This window comes from Azospirillum canadense (assembly GCF_025961225.1).
Classification (GTDB): Bacteria; Pseudomonadota; Alphaproteobacteria; order Azospirillales; family Azospirillaceae; genus Azospirillum; species Azospirillum canadense.
The window spans coordinates 289,522-304,630 of sequence record NZ_JAOQNG010000005.1; the positions used below are offsets into that span (position 1 = coordinate 289,522).

17 protein-coding genes are annotated in these 15,109 nt (G+C 67.4%); 10 read left to right on the plus strand and 7 right to left on the minus strand.

Going from position 1 to position 15,109, the window contains the following annotated elements; genetic code table 11:
* Positions 1 to 23: 23 nt before the first annotated feature.
* From M2351_RS25970 to M2351_RS25990, 5 genes are all read left to right on the plus strand, one after another.
* Positions 24 to 1,709: a methyl-accepting chemotaxis protein gene (locus tag M2351_RS25970; protein ID WP_264658944.1), complete on the plus strand. Its 1,686-nt coding sequence runs from the start codon at positions 24 to 26 to the stop codon at positions 1,707 to 1,709.
* Positions 1,710 to 1,880: 171 nt separating this feature from the next.
* Entirely contained in the window at positions 1,881 to 2,201 is a 321-nt protein-coding gene (locus M2351_RS25975; RefSeq protein WP_264658945.1) for a hypothetical protein, read from the plus strand.
* 268 nt (positions 2,202 to 2,469) lie between these two features.
* Positions 2,470 to 4,473, plus strand: coding sequence for a methyl-accepting chemotaxis protein (locus M2351_RS25980; protein ID WP_264658946.1), 2,004 nt, complete (start codon positions 2,470 to 2,472; stop codon positions 4,471 to 4,473).
* Positions 4,474 to 5,384: 911 nt separating this feature from the next.
* Positions 5,385 to 5,711 (plus strand): hypothetical protein, encoded by a 327-nt coding sequence (locus M2351_RS25985; protein WP_264658947.1) that lies wholly within the window; start codon positions 5,385 to 5,387, stop codon positions 5,709 to 5,711.
* A 139-nt stretch (positions 5,712 to 5,850) separates the two neighbouring features.
* A complete protein-coding gene (locus M2351_RS25990) occupies positions 5,851 to 6,297 on the plus strand; it encodes a hypothetical protein (RefSeq protein WP_264658948.1) in 447 nt (148 codons plus the stop codon).
* Positions 6,298 to 6,300: 3 nt separating this feature from the next.
* On the opposite strand, the gene M2351_RS25995 is transcribed toward M2351_RS25990, so the two are convergent.
* The 6 genes from M2351_RS25995 to M2351_RS26020 all read right to left on the minus strand — a co-directional run bounded on the left by M2351_RS25995 (position 6,301) and on the right by M2351_RS26020 (position 10,967).
* A complete protein-coding gene (locus tag M2351_RS25995; RefSeq protein ID WP_264658949.1) occupies positions 6,301 to 7,164 on the minus strand; it encodes an IS5 family transposase in 864 nt (287 codons plus the stop codon).
* 133 nt (positions 7,165 to 7,297) lie between these two features.
* Positions 7,298 to 8,188 carry a LysR family transcriptional regulator gene (locus M2351_RS26000; RefSeq protein WP_264659107.1) on the minus strand — a complete coding sequence of 297 codons (891 nt, stop codon included), beginning with the start codon at positions 8,186 to 8,188 and terminating at the stop codon, positions 7,298 to 7,300.
* Positions 8,189 to 8,290: 102 nt separating this feature from the next.
* Complete coding sequence (locus M2351_RS26005; RefSeq protein WP_264658950.1) at positions 8,291 to 8,704, minus strand: hypothetical protein; 414 nt, start codon at positions 8,702 to 8,704, stop codon at positions 8,291 to 8,293.
* A gap of 96 nt (positions 8,705 to 8,800) precedes the next feature.
* The gene (locus tag M2351_RS26010; RefSeq protein ID WP_264658951.1) at positions 8,801 to 9,007 is read right to left on the minus strand and encodes a hypothetical protein; all 207 of its coding nucleotides are present in this window, start codon (positions 9,005 to 9,007) and stop codon (positions 8,801 to 8,803) included.
* 308 nt (positions 9,008 to 9,315) lie between these two features.
* Positions 9,316 to 9,732, minus strand: coding sequence for a PRC-barrel domain-containing protein (locus M2351_RS26015; RefSeq protein WP_264658952.1), 417 nt, complete (start codon positions 9,730 to 9,732; stop codon positions 9,316 to 9,318).
* 260 nt (positions 9,733 to 9,992) lie between these two features.
* Entirely contained in the window at positions 9,993 to 10,967 is a 975-nt protein-coding gene (locus M2351_RS26020; protein WP_264658953.1) for a recombinase family protein, read from the minus strand.
* Between the two features lie 290 nt (positions 10,968 to 11,257).
* Here M2351_RS26020 and M2351_RS26025 point away from each other — a divergent pair, with 290 nt between their 5' ends.
* The 3 genes from M2351_RS26025 (at position 11,258) to M2351_RS26035 (ending at position 12,170) form a co-directional block, all read left to right on the plus strand.
* Complete coding sequence (locus tag M2351_RS26025) at positions 11,258 to 11,590, plus strand: hypothetical protein (protein ID WP_264658954.1); 333 nt, start codon at positions 11,258 to 11,260, stop codon at positions 11,588 to 11,590.
* 11 nt (positions 11,591 to 11,601) lie between these two features.
* Positions 11,602 to 11,805 carry a hypothetical protein gene (locus M2351_RS26030; protein ID WP_264658955.1) on the plus strand — a complete coding sequence of 68 codons (204 nt, stop codon included), beginning with the start codon at positions 11,602 to 11,604 and terminating at the stop codon, positions 11,803 to 11,805.
* 107 nt (positions 11,806 to 11,912) lie between these two features.
* A complete protein-coding gene (locus M2351_RS26035; protein ID WP_264658956.1) occupies positions 11,913 to 12,170 on the plus strand; it encodes a hypothetical protein in 258 nt (85 codons plus the stop codon).
* Between the two features lie 128 nt (positions 12,171 to 12,298).
* On the opposite strand, the gene M2351_RS26040 is transcribed toward M2351_RS26035, so the two are convergent.
* Positions 12,299 to 12,751: a MucR family transcriptional regulator gene (locus M2351_RS26040; protein WP_264658957.1), complete on the minus strand. Its 453-nt coding sequence runs from the start codon at positions 12,749 to 12,751 to the stop codon at positions 12,299 to 12,301.
* A gap of 309 nt (positions 12,752 to 13,060) precedes the next feature.
* Here M2351_RS26040 and M2351_RS26045 point away from each other — a divergent pair, with 309 nt between their 5' ends.
* Positions 13,061 to 13,267: a hypothetical protein gene (locus tag M2351_RS26045; protein ID WP_264658958.1), complete on the plus strand. Its 207-nt coding sequence runs from the start codon at positions 13,061 to 13,063 to the stop codon at positions 13,265 to 13,267.
* A gap of 727 nt (positions 13,268 to 13,994) precedes the next feature.
* Positions 13,995 to 15,035: a DUF808 domain-containing protein gene (locus M2351_RS26050; protein WP_264658959.1), complete on the plus strand. Its 1,041-nt coding sequence runs from the start codon at positions 13,995 to 13,997 to the stop codon at positions 15,033 to 15,035.
* The last annotated feature ends 74 nt before the right edge of the window (positions 15,036 to 15,109 follow it).

Here is a 15,109-nt window from a genome sequence, read left to right on the forward strand (position 1 = left end):
ACAAAATTTAGGTGATCGGGGACATGGTTTGGTTCACCAACCTGCGCATCGCGCGCAAGCAGGCCGTCGCCTTCGCCGCCATCATTGTGGTGGCGGCGGGCGTCAGCGCGATGAGTTTCCGCACCCTGAGTTTCCTGCAGACCAGCAACGGCTGGACCACGCACAGCCATGAAGTGCTGGAGGAGGCCAGCCGCCTGATGGCCGCCATGGTCGATCAGGAGACCGGCCTGCGCGGCTTCCTGCTCACGGCCGACGCGACCTTCCTGGAGCCCTACCAGCGCGGGCGCGCCGCGTTCGAGGCCGCCTTCACCAACCTCAAGCGGCTGACCGGCGACAACCCGGCGCAGCAGGCCCGCCTCGATCCCCTCAAAGCCGCTGCCGAGCGGTGGCGCACTGAGATCGCCGAGGCGGAGATCGCTTTGCTGCGGCAACCGGGCGGCCGCGAGGCGGTCACCCGGCTGGTCGCCTCCGGCACCAGCAAGGCGCACATGGACGCCATCCGCAAGCTGGTCGCTGAGATCGACGCCGTGGAGCGCGGGCTGCTCGGCGCGCGCCGCGCCGACGAGGAGGCGGCCTTCAACACCGCCTACTCCACGATCCTCGTCGGCGGCCTGCTGACCCTCGCGGTGGCCGGTCTGATGGGGCTGCTGCTCCGCCGCACGATCAGCGGCGGCATCATCGCGCTGACCGGCTGCATGACCCGGCTGGCCAGCGGCGACAGGACGGGGGCGATCCCCGGCGTCGGCCGCGGCGACGAGATCGGCGCCATGGCCGAGGCGGTCGCGGTCTTCCAGCGCAACGCCCTTGAGGCCGAGCGCCTCGCCGCCGCCCGGCGCGCGGAGGAGGCGGCCAAGGCCCGCCGTGTCGAGCGCCTGGACGAGCTCATGCGCGGCTTCGAGGGCGCGATCACCGGCGTGGTGCAGAGCCTGGCCGGCTCGGCCACCCAGATGCAGCAGGCCGCCGGCACGCTGACCCGGACGGCGGACACCGGCACCCAGCTGAGCGGCACCGTCGCGTACGCCTCCGAGCAGGCGAGCGCCAACGTGCAGACCGTCGCGGCGGCGGCCGACGAGCTCGCCGCCTCGATCGGCGAGATCGGCCGCCAGGTGGCCCAGTCCTCCCAGGTGGCCGAGCGCGCCGTGGCCGGCGCCGGCCGGGCGAGCACCGTGGTGTCCGGCCTGGCCGAGGGCGCGCAGCGCATCGGGCAGGTGGTCGACCTAATCACCACCATCGCCGGCCAGACCAACCTGCTGGCGCTGAACGCCACGATCGAGGCGGCGCGCGCCGGCGCGGCCGGCAAGGGCTTCGCGGTGGTGGCGAGCGAGGTGAAGAGCCTGGCCACTCAGACGGCCCAGGCGACGGAGGACATCACGCAGCGGATCGGCGCGATCCAGGGCGCCACGCGCGAGGCGGTCGACGCCATCGCGGCGATCAGCCGGGTGATCGGCGAGATCCGCCAGATCGCCGCGGCCATCGCCGCGGCGGTGGAGGAGCAGGCGACGGCGACCAAGGAGATCAGCCGCAACGTGCAGGAGGCCGCCCACGGCACCGAGGCGGTAACCAGCACCATCGCCGGCGTGACCAGTGCGGCCGGGAAGACCGGCCAGGCGGCCGGCGAGGTGCGCGAAGCCGCTTCTCACCTGGCCGAGCAGTCCACGCGCTTGCGCACGGAGATCGAGGGCTTCCTTAATGACGTCAAGCTCGCCTGAGATGCGCATGTCTTGTGCCCCGCCGAAGCCGGCGTTCGCGTCGCCCAACGCGCGGCCGCCGGACGGGCACCGAGGGTCCTCCGGATTGCGCCTTCGTTGGGCACGGCGCACGGCGGGCGGCTGTGGGAGTGACGTTGCCGGTTGTGCGGCTCGTTTCGGTCAGGGTCAGTGATGGACATGCACCCTCGCATCAGGGCGCGTCGCGTCGCGGTCGACGCCGCCCGCCGCGGCGCGTACGCCGCGGCCCAGGCGGAGTTTCAAGCCGTCGTAGCTGACTCGATCGCCAACCTGCGGTCGCTCGGCGCGGTGCACGCACATCCGGACATCCCGAGGCTGATCAGCTTCTGGCAGTCGATGGGGCGGATCATGCAGGCGCTCGACCCCGCCCGACCGGATTGCGAGGTGGTTCTGGACGCGGTGTTGTCGCTTTTGCAAACGGCACAATGCGAAACAAGACTTCTGGCGCGAACGTTGTCGCAAGCCCTGTCCTGAGACGGCACGGTGTCCAGTTCATCCGCATGCAGCGACTGCTCGCCCTTCCGGCACTACTGGAACCGCGGCGCATGACAGAGAAGGCGCTGATCGCGCAAATCCGGGGCAGCGTGCGTGTCGGGCGTCCCAATGCATAACCTCGGTGCGCTGAAGGTGCTGGGCCTTACCGGCGCCTCCGAGCGCCGAGTGGCATGGCTGTGCTAGGCCCGGTTGCAAAAGAGAACACACCCAGTCGCCATGGCCGATAAAGTGCCATTCAGAGGTAAAAATGACCAAGTTGTTCAAGCATTTGCGTGTGTCGTGGAAGATTGGCATCGGGTTCGGCGCCTTGCTGTCCTTGCTCGTCGCGGTATCGGGGATCGGCGGGTACCAATTGCATGAAGTCGATGCCAATTTCGACCGGTACAATGAGTATTCCGAAAACGCGTTGATTGTCAGCGAGTTGGAGCAGGCCATCAGCGCCGCTCAGGGTGCCGTGCGGGGTATCCTGCTCGCCAACAACGCGAAAAGCCGTGGCGTCCTGGAGGACGCCCTCAAGGCGCTCCAGGAGCGCGTCGCGCGCGCCAGCACGGCCCTGGCCGGCACGGATAAAGCCGCGCTGATGGCCGATACCGCCGTGTTGGTGCGGCACTACGACGAGACGACGCGCAAGCTGGTTAACGGGCTGGACCGCCGGGGAGAGATCGTCGCCGGGACGTTGAGCCGCATCGGGGGCGTCACCACCAAGACGCTCACGGACCTTTTCGATGAGGCCGTGAAGGACGGCGATCCGGTTTCGACCCTGGCGGCGAGCCGAAGCAACGTCAGCCTCTTGACCGGCCGGCTCCATACGGTCCGTCTTCTGCTCACCAACGCCACACAGGAAGGCGACGACGCTCTGGCGGCGCTGCAGGAGGCGCAACGGCGCTTGCAGGAGGCCGCAGAGGTGGTCGAGGAGCCCCGGCGCCGCACGGCCATCGCCACTGTCCGGGCGGCCCTTCCCGGCTACCAGCAGGCCGTCGCGCAGCTTCGCGACACCACGGGCGACACCGAGAGACTGCGGCAGACCCTGCGCGAGTTGACGGAGAGCATCGGCGCCAAGGCCAGGGACATCCGGTCGGGAATCCGCGCCGACTTGGCCCAGGTGCGCCAGCAGGCCAACACCACGGTCGACGTGGCCCAGACGACCTTGCGGATCGTGTCGGTCGTCGCAGTGCTGCTCGGCATCTCCATGGCGCTGCTGATTGGCGGCGGCATCTCCCGCACAATTCGGGCCATGACTGCGGCAATGACGCGCCTTGCCGGCGGGGACCTGTCCGTCGACATCCCAGCCCAGGGCCGGCGCGACGAAGTCGGCGCGATGGCAGCGGCCGTGCAGGTCTTCAAGGAAACCGCCGTGGAACGGACGAAGCTGGAAACCGCGCAGCGGCAGGAAACCGAGCGGCGGTTGCTGCACGCGGCGGAGACCGACGCGGCCATCGCCGCGTTCGACGCATCAATCCGGACCTCGCTCGACGCCCTTGGCGGGGCAGCGACGCAGATGCGGTCGGCCTCGGAGAGCATGGCGGCCGCAACCAAAGAGACCAGCCGCCAGGCGGCCAGCGTCGCCGCCGGGGCCGAGCAGGCGGCCGCCAACGTGCAAACCATGGCCACAGCGACGGAGGAGCTTTCCTCGTCCATCATCGAGGCCGGGCGGCAGATCGCCCAGTCGGCGGACATCGCGCGCAGCGCGGTCGGGGAGACCCGGCGGGTCAATGAAAAGGTGCAGGGGCTGGCCGACGCAGCCCGGCGCATCGGCGACGTGGTCAGTCTGATCAACACTATCGCCAGCCAGACCAACCTGCTGGCGCTGAACGCCACCATCGAGGCATCGCGGGCCGGGGAGGCCGGCAAGGGCTTCGCCGTGGTCGCGCAGGAGGTGAAGCATCTCGCCATCCAGACCGCGCGGGCGACAGAGGAGATCGCCGGGCACGTTTCGGCGATGCAGACGGCGACCGGCGACATGGTGCAGGCGATCCAGGAGATCGGCGGCACCATCGCCACGATGGACACCATCTCCACCGGCGTCGCCGCCGCGATGGAGCAGCAGGTGGCGGCCACCCAGGAGATCACGCGGAACACTCAGGAAGCCGCCCGCGGTACGAGCGAGGTGACCAGCAGCATTATTGGCGTCAACCGGGCGGCCGACGTTTCCGGAGCCGCCGCCACGCAGGTGCTGGCGACCGCCGACGACTTGGGCCGGCAGGCCGGCGCCCTCAAGGAGGCCGTGGATCACTTCCTGGCGGCGGTGTGACGGTGTAGGAGCCCGGCAGCCTCAACGCATGGGCGACGTGCGGGGGTGATAATACATCACAGCGAGACTTTGCTGCACAAAGCGGTTGGTGGCTCGTGCAGGTCGTCTGGTTCGGTCGCGACGCGACCCCGCTCGAGCCGAGTCCCCGATGCCCCGCAAAGCCAACGAGTGCCCCCGTCACAAGACTCCGGACGCCCGCAGCGATCGCGGCGTGGGCGCCGGCCAAGACAGACCACCAGAACCAGTGGACAGGCAGGTTGTTTATACCCTCAGTGCGTCAACTGACCGCGAAGCCGTGATCGTCCACGCAGGACAGGGCCGTCAGGTCCGAGTAGGTCCGCTGTCCGCCAAGTACCGTCCGCGTCCCCGCCGTCCAGCGCTCAGCCGCCTCGGCTGTGAACCAGATGGTCAAGCTGCCCCAAGCTTGCCGCCCCGCCTCGGACCCCGCCCAGTTGCGAGCCCGATCCCGCTGTTGGGAACTCGATGCCGTCGAGTGGCGTGGGCGTTGAGCGGCATGGGCGGACCCGCTCCGGAGATGAGCCGGCTTGGTGCAGCTCATTTACCGCACGAACCTTCCGCCGTACAGGCCCCGGCGGCCGCACCTTCTTGAAATTTCCAGTAGCATGAACGTGCAAGGCTCCGCTTTGAGAAGCTTAAAATAATTTATAAATGCGCCAAGTTGGTTTTTCGTCGCCATCACCAGCAGACGAAGAATACTCGGATATGTCGCATCCAAATTAGCTGCTTTACGTTTTCGACATCCCGGTTTACCATTTGTTTGCAAATGCGAATTAGCGTACAACGTGTGCCTATGATGGAAAACGTGCGGGTGGAGCCGGTTTATGCAGCCCCATTCTACTTCCCGATTTGGTGTGTTTCCGGCATTTCTGGCAGTGGCTCGGACCGGCGTGATGGCGACGCTCACAGACGCCACGTTCGCCGCAACCTTAAGGCGGTCCGATCGGGTGCACTTCTCCGCCGTGCTGGCCACCGTGCACATGGCGATCGAGCGCAATGGAAGCTTGGTGGATGTGTCGGCCGCGTGGACGACCCTATCGTGGCAGCCCCTGGACACCGCCAAGCGGGTGAGGGTGATTGGCAGTGACGGCACGGTACGGCTGTGGCAACGCGTCAAACATTGCCAACTCCGCCGCCGTTTGATCGCCGCCGCCGAGCCGCCTGTCGCCCGCGCTTTCACCCCCTGGCTCACGGCGACCGGCCTCGCCCGGACCACCTGAACCAGTGAACGAGCAAGTTGGTCACGCTTGGTGCCGTCAGCCGACCACGGCGTTGACGGCACCCCATTCATAAACGAGTCCTCGTCCGCATTCCGCGTGCGTGAACCGGGACCGACGCCCAGAAAGGAACAGAGGCGCCGTGTCCATCAGAAACCGCGGGATCGGGGTGATCAGCCTCCTTTCCGGAATGGTCTTCGTGGCCGCCGCGGTAAACCTCGGTGAGCGCTGGGATACCTTCAGCCGGGCCGAGGAAGCGGTCCACCTCGAGCAGCTCGTGCAACGGGAGTTGGAACTGGCGGGCGCACTCAGTGTCGAGCGTGGCCCCATCAACCAGGCGCTGCGCGGCTCAACGATCTCCGCGAAGGTTCAGCAGGAGCTGGACGCCGATCTGAAGGCCAGCGAGGACGCCTTCGAGGCCCTGCAGGCGAGCGCCGCCGGCACGCCGGCGGCGACCAAGCTGAGCGATCTGCGCATGAAACTGGCGACCGCGCGCGCCCAGGCCACGGCCATCTGGTCGAAGCCGAAGGACGAGCGTTCCGCCGACGCGGCCGCCAAAGTGCTGGGGGCGTTCAGAAGCTGTTTGTAGATGTCATGCGCTGACGGCGTGGGCGGTGAGGCGCTTCAGGCGCCGTGCGAGGATTGAGACGAAGGCGATCTCGACGAAAGCGACGAGGTGCTCCTTCGTCCGCTCGACGATGATGTTCAATCGCCGGTAGCGAGCGGCCCAGGCGAACGAACGCTCCACGACCCACGCAATTTCGGTGGGAATGAACACGCCGTCGCGGCCTCGCGCGATCGGCTGGATGGTGATGCCGAGGTCTTCGCCGACCTTGGCCAGGCGCTCGCCGCGATAGCCGAGATCGCCAATGGCTGGTCCTTGGAAGCCTTTCCCGACGAGCTGGCGCAGCACCGGCACGATGCCCTTGGTATCGTGTACATTGGCCGGGGAGGCATCAACCGCCAGCGGGAGGCCGTATTTCTCGACCGCGATATGGACCTTCACCCCACGGATCTTCTTGCCGCCGTCGACGCCCCGCGCGAAGCAGCTTGGGGCCGAGCGGCAGGTCCGGCTGTCGATCACGACGGTGCTCGGCTCGGGCGTGTCGCCGCACGCCACACACCAGGTCCGGCGCAGCCGGTCGAGCAAGCGGCGCCACAGCCCAAGGCGGGTCCAGCGGGCAAACAGGGCGAAGAGCGTGCCGAAGGGGATGCCCGAGAGCTGGCCGATGGCCCGCCATTGCATGCCGCAATAGCACACGCACCAGACCGCCATAATCGCCTTGCGCAACGCCGCTCCGGTCAACGGCGGCTTCGGCCCGGGTCGCGTCGGCCGCCTGCCGTCCGCGGCCATCGCCGCCAGTTCGGTCAGCACCTCATCCACGAAGGCGTCCACGTCGGTAAACGCGTCCCACGCCGCCGGCGTGGTGCTTGCGGGACGAACGGCGGTGCCCATAAGCTGCTGGTCCGACAGTTGTTGACGAAGGTCACAGCCCTACCAGACCATTCGCCCGGCGCAAATCCCCTCTTCAGCTTAAAGTAGCATCTCGCTCCGCGCCGGCCGGGATGCCCCTGCTACAAACATGCTCTTAGAATTGGCTCTCCGCCACCTTGTGGACGAGGAAGTCGCGAAACACCGCGATGCGCCTGGAATTCCGCAGCTCCTCCGGATAGACGAAGAAGGCGTCCACCTGTGCGCCGGAGTGGGCGGGCAACACGCGCACCAGCTCAGGGCGGTCCTTGGCCAGATAATCGGGCAGGGCGCCGATGCCGAGCCCGCTCTCCACCGCTCGGAAGATGGCGTAGAGGTTGTTGACCTGCAGCACCGTCCGATCGCGGGCGATCGGCTCGGTGACCAAGCTGCGGAGCCAATGGATCGTGGCGAACGGTCCCCGGACGTCCGGAGGGTAGGTGATGAGGTCGTGCGCCGCCAAATCGGAAACCGCCTGTGGTGCCCCGTGCCGCTGAAGATAGCGTTGGTGCGCGTAGAGATGCGAGTGGAAGGCCATCAGGTGCCGCTGGATGAGGTCCGGTTGCCGGGGCGGGCTCACCCGGATGGCGACATCGGCCTCGCGCATGCCGAGGTCCAATTCGGTGTCGTCGATCAGCAGAGTGAGCTGGATCTCGGGGTAGAGTGCCAGAAACTCGCCGACGCGCGGCGTCAGCCAAGTGGCGCCGAACGCCGCCGTGGCCGTGACTTTCAGGGGGCCCTTGGCGATCTCCTTGCTCGCGATGAGCTGGGTCTCGGTCGTCGCCAGCTTGGCGAAGACATCGTGCGCTGTGTGGTGCAGCACCTGGCCATGCTCGGTCAGGCTCAGCCCGCGGGCATGCCGGTGGAACAGCGCGACGCCAAGGCTGTCTTCCAGGGCGCTGATCTGCCGGCTGACCGCCGATTGGCTCAGGTTGAGGGCTTCTCCCGCATGAGTGAAGCTGCCGGCTTCGGCAACCGCGTGGAACACCCGCAGCTTGTCCCAGTCCATCATACAGTCTCCCCTCGGATGCGTGCACGAAGACGGAATGAGAATACCACGCGCCAGTGGTTGGGGCGAAATCCCCCGTGAACGTTGCGGTCGGCAAACGGGTCATCCCGGCTCCACGTCACTCCGGGGGGATTTGCCCACCGGCACGACAGCGCCCGTGCGACTGCCGGGGGCGCTCGCCAGCAGGCGGCGGGCATAGAGGGCGTCGGGATGCTGCAGCATCTGTCCCGGATCGTCCATGGTCCAGCAGTCCAGCCCCGCCAGTGTCTGGACGCAGGCCCCGGCGGCGTCCCGCGACAGGAACTCGCGCGGCAAGCGGTGCCCAGTCGCCAGGTGGGTGATGATCCAGACCGGAACGCCGTCGTCGGCCGTACGCTGGTCCAACCCGAAGACGCCGCGGACCTCGCCAGTGATTGTGATGGCAACGACTTGGTCCGGCGTGGCCCGGTCAGCGGCGACCGCCTCATAGGTCGCCGGTGTCCAGTCTGGTTTGCCGATCAGATCGCGGTTGCGCATGTCTGGCCTGGAGTGAGGTCGTTGCTCTGCTTGGAGATTCCGCCGAGCCGCCGTCGTGAGGACATCGCCCTTGGTTCCATGTTCGTCAGGCGAATCTTACCGCGAGGTTCCGTTCGGTGGGCGGCGCGGCGGTGGGGAGCCGGGAGCCGTCCGCCACCGCACGATGCTGCGCACCGCGAACAGGGCGTTGTCGTTGTCCTCGATGGGAAAGAAGCGGCGCAGCTCGACCACAGCCGCCCACTCGCCACCCGCATCATAGGCGCGGCAGATGGCCATGCGTTCCTCCTCGCTCACCATGAACATGTCGGCCCCTGATCCTGTGTTGCTTGGAAGCTACTTCCCAGCGGCGCGGTCGTCACGCCCCAGCGAGCCTTGCGCGCGGGCCCGATCGCGCAATGCCCGTTCCTGCTCGGCCACGGCGATGCAGACCTGAAGGGCAAGGCGGCCCTGCGGCCGGTGGTGTCGATCTTGCCCAGCGAGACACCGGCCGCGCATTTCGCGGAATGCCGACTTGGCAGCGAACAGCATGCGGGCGGTCGATGCGCAACGCCAGCGTCGCAACCGCCGGCGGGCACCAGCGACCACTGGCCGCGAGACGCGTGCGAGCCCGCTCACCGATCCGGTGACGGCTGCGGCGCGTGTGGGATTGGGTCGCTGGCCCTCACCTTTGAGGACGAGCGGCCGAGCGCAATGCTCGCGTCATCCGGAGCGAAGTCCGGCATGGCCGCGATGCCGTCGCGGGTCAGCCCGGTGAGACGGACGCCCTGCTCTGGCCGGACTCGGACCCGATTCATGTCGACCGCCACCGTCTTATGCCCACCGTTGGGCAGATTGGCGCTCTCGATCACCAGCTGGTGAATCCCATTGGTGCGCGGGTCAAGGACGATGTCGACCACCGTTCCAATCGTCTCCTCGCCCTCACCGTAGACGGTCCGGCCAAGCAGGGCCGCACCGTTCATCTCCATTCCCATGGCCGTCGAGGGTGCTGGCGGAGCGGCCGCTGCGGTGGGAATGTCGTTCTGGTTCATTTGGGTCGGCGCGGCGACTCCGCTGAATGGCAACGGCGACCGTGCCCCGCATTCTGAGCCCATGCCGAGCCGGTGAGCAAAAGCGCTAGGGATGCTGCGGTAGCGCATATCGAAGGCGCATGATGGCCTCCTTCGCCCGCCTTTGCGGGCTGTTCGTGGGACAATCAGAAAACAGGTGGGCGAGCCCAAACTCCCATAAGACTGCGGAAACGAGCCCCACTTCCAGTCTCCCTACCGTTTCCATCCTCTACCGCTTCCAATCAGGGGTCCGTACCTCCCGCCTTCAGTGACTTCGGGGGGCGACCACGCCGGCGCGGCGCCTCCGGCTTGGGAAGGGGCCGATCTTCGAGAAGCCCTTGCGCGACGGCTTGGCCCAGCAAGTTCTGCACCGACGACACCGACCAACGCGTCTCACCGCGCGGCGTCCGGCAATGAATGCCCTCCAGATGCCGGGCTATGTTGGTGAGCGTCGGGTTCTCCAACGTGTTCACCGCCATGGCGACCAGGGTGACGAGATCGTCGCTGTCCCGGCGGCGGGGCGTGCGCTCCAGCACCACTTCGTCCACGAAGCCATCCCGGGCGAGGCGGCGCACGGCCCGCGCCAAGGCCGGGCCAGTCCACGAACCACCGTCGGGCCGCCGCGAGCCGCTCTTGGCCAGACTGCGGGCCACGGTCTCCCACGGATACGCGGGCCGCATCGCCCGCACATGGGGCAGAATGGCGTCGGCCACGCGCAGCACGTCGGCGTCGCGCCGCGCCTCACGCGCGTCATTGACGGCGCGCACCGCCGCGGCGGAGCGGAAGCGCAGTCCCGGATTGCCGCCGATGCGGCCGCGCTCCCGGGCCGCCTTCAACCCGGCCTTGGTGCGCTCGCGGATGAGGGCGCGCTCGAACTCGGCGACGGCGCCGAGGATTTGCAGGGTGAAGCGGCCCTGCGGGCTGGTGGTGTCGATCGGATCGCCGAGCGAGCGGAAGCCGGCGCCTTTGGCGTCGAGGGCCGCGAGGATCTCCAGCAGGTGGGCGAGCGAACGCGCCAACCGGTCGATGCGCACGACGACCAGCACGTCGCCCTTGCGGCAGCGCTCGATGGCGCGCTTTAATTCCGGGCGCGATCGATCGCTACCGGAGGCGTGCTCGCGCAGAATGGTCGCGCAGCCGGCGGTCTTCAGCGCGTCGATCTGTGGATCGGTGGTCTGCTCGTCGGTCGACACGCGGGCGTACCCGATCAAGGCCATGGCATTGTCTCCATCGGCAGCAGCCGGCTCATCCAAAAGAGCTTTGTCAAAAGTGGTAGTCCCCGGCCGGGTTATTTTACCAAACTCTCAGACGGCACGTAACGGCGGGATGAAGGCAACACTACCGACCAGAGGACCGTCGATGATCGGCGTGGGCTGGGGTCGAACGCGGGGCAGCACCGGAGTCGGACTCTCCCGTCTGGCGGAGCATCCGATCCACTTGGGCCTCTTCTCACCCGCGGACTGGCGCGCTACACCTCGGTGGCGCTTTGCCCATTCCGTGAGATGCCATGACCGACACCCCTGAGTTTCTGCCCAAGGAGCGCGACCTGATCCGGCGCGAATTCATGCTCCGGCTCAGCAGCGCCCGTTCCATCCATGACGGCATTCTGGTCAAGCGCTGGGCGACCGGCCCGCACAAGGGTCAGCCGAAGCCGGGCGCCGCGGTGCAAAGCATGATCGAGCGTGGCCTGTTGTCCCTGGTGGACGACGGCGCGCACTGGCTGAAGGCAACCTTCACGCCGGCGGGCCTCCAGGCGTTGCGCCGCATGGCCGCGGACCAGAGGGCGCTGCCGCCCCGCCAGTACCAGCAGCTGCTCGACGAGCTCGCCGGCCTGCCGTGAGGGGAGGGGAGATGGCACGCACTTCCGTTCAGGTGGGGGACCGCTTCACCCGGGCGGCCGGATCGCCCAAGGTCTATGTCGTCACCGCCCTCGTCGACAGACCGGGCCACCTCCCGCACGCCCGCCTGCTCCTGGAGGACGGCCTGCCCAGCGAGGAACTCCTCGTCAGCGTCGACGCACTGGGCGACCGCAAACATTGGCGCCCGGTCCCGTGAGGGGCCTCCGCCGCACGCGATGATATCCGGTGGAGCGTCCGGCTGGGCGAGGGGAAAACAGCCCTGACGCTCTGCAGGCGCTGCTGGTCCCGTACCCGAGTCAGCACATGCGAGTCTGGTGGGTCAGCAAGAACGTCGGCTCGGTCAGGAGCACCGCCGCCGTCCAGCCGGCGGCGACCACGGCGCCCTCTCCGGCCGGCGCCGCGGCCATGACGCCGCCGCCCGCCCCGGCGTCCACGTCGACGGCTGCTTCCGCCGCGCCCACCGCCTCCGTCGGGACGGGGACCTGTTATCTGCCGGACGGCTCCCAAGTCCAGGCGACCAAGGACGCCTGCGCAGCGCAGGGCGGACTCGTTGGTGCTTAATGCGCAATGCGACGACGTCTCCGACGTCGTCGCCGTTTGAGAGGCGCGTTCCGGCCCTGGTCAGGTTCGACATGACGACCGAGGCGGAGTGGCATCCCGCTGGTGCGCCCCACCGGGATGCCCGGTGGTCAGGCCGTGGCTTTCTTGCGGCGGGTCTTCCCCTTTGCCGCGGGCTCCGCCGGTGCCGGCGGCTCTTCCTTTTTCCGGCCGAGGCCGATTTTCAGCGCCATTGCCGATCGGGCCTGAGCGTAGTGCGGCGCGACCATCGGATAATCGTGCGGCAAACCCCACTTGGCGCGGTACTCATCGGGACTCAAGCCGTAGACGCTGTGCAGATGCCGCTTCAGCATCTTCAACTTCTTGCCGTCTTCCAGGCAGATGATGTAGTCCGGGGTGACCGACTTCTTGATCGGAACCGCGGGAGCTTTGACCGGTTCGGTCGGCGCCACGGGCTTGCCGAGGTTGGTGAGTGCGCCATACACGCCGTTGATGAGAGCCGGCAAATCGGTCGCCAACACAGCGTTGTTGCCGACGTAAGCGGTGACCACCTTGGTCGTCATTTCCTTAAGAGCGTCGTCCATGTCTCACCACACCTGTCACGATGATTTGGCGTTACCATGGCCGATCCGGAACGAGAGGTCAACGGCCGGCATTTCTACAATGGATGCTGATGGAAGAATTCTGGGAACGAGGTGCAGTGTCACGAAGAGGCAAGATTCGTTGAAGCCTGTAGAATGACTTACTGGCTGAGTTCTACCGGGAGCGGCATTTTTAGCGGTCGCGGTGGCATCCAAAGCGCTTAGCCACGTTGTGCCGTAGGCTCACTTGACGATGAGTTCGGCAACGCCTGGCGCCGCTGCCGACGGTGGCTGACGCGCGCGAGCATTCCGTTGACCGGGCCCGCTGCTGCGCGCGGTCTCGAAGCGGGACGGGTGTTGGTGCGCGGCCTGCACCCCGGCACGGTGGGGGACGTCGTCAAGGCGGCGGCCGGGCGCATCGGCCTCGACCCGGCGCTGCTCTCCGGGCACTCCTTGCGCGCCGGGCTGGCCACCGCCGCCGCCGCGCAGGGCGCCCAGCTGCACCAGATCATGAAGTAGACCCGGCACAAGAGCGCCGACGTCGCGCGCGGCTACATCCGCGAGGCCGAGCTTGGCAGGACAACGTCGCCGGGCTGGTGCTGTAATACGGTCGGCCGGTTCCCCGTAGTCCACGACACCCGGCTCTTCCCCGAGCTACTGCGCTTGGCCCAGGTCGTCTGCGCGGCCATCGGCAAGCTCTCCGCGGATGCCGGGTACACAGCGCTGACAACCGCTGGCTCTGCCTCCGGGACGGTATCCAGCCCCGCATCCGCAAGAAGGGCGAGCCACACGGCTCCAGGCTCGGCAAAATCCTCTGCATCGTCGAGCATGGATGCGCCTGGCTCCTGGCGAACAAGCGCCTGGATCGGCGCCACGACAGGCTGGGCCGGATCGTCCTGGCCCTGCTGACCGCGGCGGCCATCTTCATCGTCGCCAACCGCCTCTGTGATACGATCGGCGCGTGGAGGGTTCCGGAAAGGTGATTTTTCAGGGAAGCGCGTCATTGGCGACAGCTTGCGATTCCGCACTGAGGATCGGCGGGAAGCCGAGATCGCCATCTTGGTCCGGATCCTGAACCGCATGCTCGACCTCGGACGCCCGGACTCCATCCGCGTTGCGCAATCCGAAGGCCGGGAAAGGGGTCCCTACGCCCGAGTTCATTTGGCTGCAACAAGGTCCCTCGACGCAACAACGTCGCGGCTCCGTGTTTGTTGGAGTGGTGCAAGGACTATAAGGAGCCACTTCCTTGAGCACAGGACTGATCGCACTGCTTGACGATGTGGTTGGCTTGACGAAAGTCGCCGCCGCTTCTCTGGACGATGCCGCCGGGCAGGCCGCGCGGGCGGGAGCCAAAGCCGCCGGTGTGGTGGTCGATGACGCTGCGGTCACGCCGCGCTACGTCGTCGGCTTCACCGCGGATCGGGAGCTGCCGATCATCGGCAAGATCGCTCTGGGCTCCTTGAAGAACAAGCTGGTGCTGCTGTTGCCGGCGGCTTTGACGCTGAGCCTTGTAGCGCCCTGGGCCATTACGCCGCTGTTGATGCTGGGCGGTGCCTTCCTCTGTTATGAAGGGGCGGAAAAGGTCTACGAGGCCGCTTGGCCGCACGCGGCCCATCATCGTCCTGGTGGCGAGGTTACGGCCGCCCAGCAGACGACCCGGCAGTTCGAAGACGCGAAGGTGAGCAGTGCAATCAAGACAGACCTGATCCTGTCCGCCGAAATCATGGCGATCACCTTGTCCACGGTCGCTGCGGAGACCTCCTCCTTCTGGATACAGGCGCTGATCCTGGGCATTGTCGGAACCGGCATCACCGTCGCGGTCTACGGCGCGGTGGCCCTGATCGTGAAAGCTGACGACGCTGGCGTTTCCCTGGCGCAGAACGACCGGCCCGTCTCCAGCCTCTTCGGGCTACGGCGGTTGGCCACCGGTGCGCCGAGCGGGGCCGATCGGACGCTGCGCCCGCTGACGCAGGGGCTGGGCCGTGGTCTTGTCTACGGTATGCCCTTGTTCCTGAAGCTGCTTAGCCTCGTCGGCACCGCCGCGATGCTCTGGGTCGGCGGCGGCATCATCATCCATGGCCTTGAGGGCTACGGGCTGTCGGAGATCGGCCACGCGGTTCAGAATGCCGCCGCGGCGGTCGGCGATGCCATGCCGGCGGGCGCCGCAGTGGTGGAGTGGCTGGCCGCTGCGGCGGTGGCCGGTGTGGTTGGCCTTATCCTCGGCGCAATGCTGATCCCGCTGGTCCACCACGTCGCCATGCCGATCTTCGCGACGCTGAGACGGTGACGCGGTTCGGTCACGGGAACTGACCCGACGCGCGGTTTCCCGTCTAATCAGGAGGCGTCTTCATTGTTGGGCGC